This window comes from Polaromonas sp., from assembly GCF_039932935.1.
Classification (GTDB): domain Bacteria; phylum Pseudomonadota; class Gammaproteobacteria; order Burkholderiales; family Burkholderiaceae_C; genus Polaromonas.
In genome coordinates, this window is sequence record NZ_JBDTPB010000062.1 from 1 (window position 1) to 2,837 (window position 2,837).

Consider the following 2,837-nt stretch of genomic DNA (forward strand, 5'->3'; position numbering starts at 1 on the left):
ACAAACCACTCGTGCGTCACGTCAGCGGGTTTTGCGCTGAACGTTTTCATGAGTTTTCTTTCGAAAAATGGTTTGTCGGGTTCTTTTCTGCGGTCGGTGTTCTTCTGATGAGAACCTCTTAGGCAGTAATTTCCGGCATCAACGGATGTCTTTGCCGGCCTCTGCCGCGGAACCACTAGGCGCTGCAGAGCCCTCGATTATATGAAAAATCAAGGGCTTACGTCAATATTCAGCCTGTTTTGAGGCATTCCCCCCCGGCAAGAAGGTAGGATAGCCCCATGTTTTCCTATCGCCACGCCTTCCACGCAGGCAACCACGCCGACGTGCTCAAGCACACCACGCTGATCGCGTTGATGAAGTACCTGACCCAGAAAGACACGGCCCTGACCGTGATCGACACCCATGCGGGTGCCGGCCTGTACCGGCTCGACGGTGACTACACCGAAACCAGCGGTGAGGCCCAGGAAGGCATTTTCAAGCTGTTATCTGGTTCAAAAGTGGCTCCAGCCCAGGCACAGCGTGCGCCAGCAGCTCCTAAACCAATAGCAAAATCAGCCAACCCAGCGACCAGCAAGGGCGCAGCCGTGAAACCGGCCGTGGCCCCGGACGGATGGGCGCCCGCGCTGCAGGACTACATCGACGTGTTGCGCGGCCTGAACCCCCAGTTCGCCGAAAGCGGCGATGTGGCCCACCTGAAGATCTATCCCGGCTCACCGTTCATCGAGCAGCAGTTCCTGAGCGGGCGCGACAAACTCAAATTGTTTGAGCTGCACCCTACCGACTACAAGTCGCTTTCCGGCAACATCGAACAGCTGGGCGTGGGCCGCCAGGTGGCGGTTTCGCGTGAAGATGGTTTTGAAGCCCTGAAAGTCTTTTTGCCACCGCCGGCCCGCCGTGCCATGGTGCTGTGCGACCCCAGCTACGAGATGAAAAGCGACTACGGGCGTGTGGCCACCTGCATGGCGGATGCGGTCAAGCGTTTTGCCACCGGCACCTATGTGGTCTGGTACCCCATCATCCCCCGCCCCGAGGCGCACGACCTGCCGCGCAAGCTCAAGACCCTGGCCGTCAAGGCAGGCCGAAGCTGGTTGAACGCCGCTTTAACCGTGAAATCCAGCAAGTTGACCACCGATACCAGCGGCGAAGTGGTTCGCCCCGGTCTTCCAGCCAGCGGTATGTTTGTCATTAATCCACCCCACACGCTCAAGGCGGCGTTGCAGGCGGCGCTGCCGCAAATGGTGGCCTTGCTGGGGCAAGACCGCAACGCAGGCTTCACCCTGGAGCATGGCGGTTAAGGCAAAAAAACTGCAGGCAACAGGCGCAGCGCCAGCCCCAGGCCGTCTGCCATGATTACCGGTGTTGTGCGCCCAGGCTTTCCAGTCTTTACCGCTGCGGTGAGTTGTGGCAAGGTGGCCCCATCAGACTCCGGAAACCAGCGCCTCGATCTGCCTTCGCCTTTTAGTCCCGCCGCCCTTCGCACCTAGCCACCCCGGCGCCCCAACCATCGACCATGCCCGCCCAGGCTCAGCCCCTTCCCCCCGCCGCTCCGGACGCGCCCGCCCGCGCACCGCGTGCGGCCGGCAAGAGCGCGGGAACCCTGGCAAAGAAGGCCAAGCCGGGCACACCTGACAGCCAAAGCAGTGACGCGGCGCAAGACATGGAAAGCGAAATTGCCCGGCAGGTTGCCCTTCGCACTCAAGAACTCCGCGCATCGCTGGCCCGCTACCAGACCATGGTCGACCTGGCGACCGAAAATATTTGCGTCGGCCAGGGCGGCTTGCTCCGTTTTGCCAATCCGCCCTGCCTGGCCCTGCTGGGCACAGAGGCGTCCACCATGGCCAACCGGCCCATGATCGAATTCATCCACCCAGGCGACCGCGCGTTCGTCTCGGACAGGCACCAGCTACGCGCCTCAGGGCAGGTCGTGCCCGCGTTCGAGGCGCGCTTTCAGCGCGACGACGGCACGACGTCCTGGGTGGAAATCAATGGCGTGCTGGTGGACTGGGAAGGCGCGCCAGCTGACCTCTTCTTCCTGAAAGACGTCACCGAGCGCAAGCGGCTTGAAGCCTTGACCCATTCCTCGGCCGAGCGTTACCGGGCCGTGGTCGAAAACGTCAACGATGCCATCCTCGTGGTCCAGAAGGGCCTTGTTCGTTTTGCCAACACCAGCGCGCAGTCCCTGTTCAGCCAACCGCTCGCCGGTTTGCCCTCGCTGCACCTGATACACCCTGAAGACCGCCCGATGGTCCAGCAGCAACGCGAGCTTATGCAAGCGGGCACCATGGTGAGCGCCTATGAGGCGCGCTTCGTCACGCCCCCGCGCGAAAAAATGGCGCCCGGTCTTCGCACCGGCTGGGCCAGCATTTACGGCACACGCATCGAGTGGGACGGCGAGCCCGCCCTGCTGGTGCTCATGTCCGACATCAGTGAACGCCGCCGCCTGGACGAGGAGCTCAAAACCGCGCTGGCACAGCGCGAAGCCATCCTGGAGACCACCGCCGTCGGCGTGACCTTCCTGAAAGCCCGGCGCTACCAGTGGCTCAACCGCACACTGGCCACCATGCTCGGCTTCACGCCGGCCGAGCTCTTGAACCAGGAAACCCGGGTGCACTACCCCAGCGATGAGGACTTCGACCGCATCGGCCAACTCGCCTACACACAGATCGCGCAGACCGGGTCGTTTTCCCTCGAAGCGCGCATGCGGCGCAAAAACGGCCAATTGATCTGGGTGCAACTGGACGGTTCCGCGCTCGACCGCAACCGGCCCGCAGAAGGCTCGGTATGGACCTACGTGGACATCACCCGGCGCAAGGAAGCCGACGAGGAAACCCGGCGCG

General features: G+C 62.6%; 2 protein-coding genes. Both read left to right on the forward strand.

Features of this window, described 5'->3' with window-relative positions; translation table 11 throughout:
* The first annotated feature begins 278 nt into the window (after window positions 1–278).
* Window positions 279–1,295: a 23S rRNA (adenine(2030)-N(6))-methyltransferase RlmJ gene (gene rlmJ, locus ABI546_RS10910; protein ID WP_348046621.1), complete on the forward strand. Its 1,017-nt coding sequence runs from the start codon at window positions 279–281 to the stop codon at window positions 1,293–1,295.
* Window positions 1,296–1,510: 215 nt separating this feature from the next.
* The coding region (locus tag ABI546_RS10915; protein ID WP_348046622.1) for a PAS domain-containing protein at window positions 1,511–2,837 on the forward strand (1,327 nt) is incomplete at its 3' end.